Genomic DNA, 450 nt, shown 5'->3' on the forward strand with positions numbered 1-450 from the left:
GTCTGCTCCTCCACCCATGCCCGCAGACCGGACTGCAGCGATCGGTGCTCAAGCGCAAGCGGGCCGGAAGGCAAGGTGTCTCCCTGTCCGATGGTCAGCACGCAGGGCTCATTCTCGCTCACCGCGACGACGACGGCGGTCAGGTCGACCTTGGCTGTGTCGGCCTTGCCTCGGGACCTCCCTTTCCTGATCCTTTTTGCGCGATCGTCCATCGTCCCTGACGTGCCTGGGCGGAGCCGAAAAGTAGCTGAACCGATTGAATTTTGTTCTCACCAATAACGGTCGGCGCGTCAACTGACGCGCTACCCCAATTTAGTCTTCGCACCTGCACAAAAATGTGCCAAACGCGACGCCGCGGGCGGTAACGCAGGGGAAGGAGATGTCATGAGCGCGACGGGGCAAGCCAAGACTCTTACGCCACCGGACATTGCGACGCGCAAGGGCAAGACG

General features: G+C 61.6%; 1 pseudogene. It reads right to left on the bottom strand.

Annotated elements, in window-relative coordinates:
* Positions 1–212, bottom strand: a pseudogene (locus EOA60_RS37005) (hypothetical protein); the annotation flags it as partial.
* Between the last annotated feature and the right edge of the window lie 238 nt (positions 213–450).

It is taken from the genome of Mesorhizobium sp. M1A.F.Ca.IN.020.06.1.1 (assembly GCF_004023265.1).
Classification (GTDB): domain Bacteria; phylum Pseudomonadota; class Alphaproteobacteria; order Rhizobiales; family Rhizobiaceae; genus Mesorhizobium.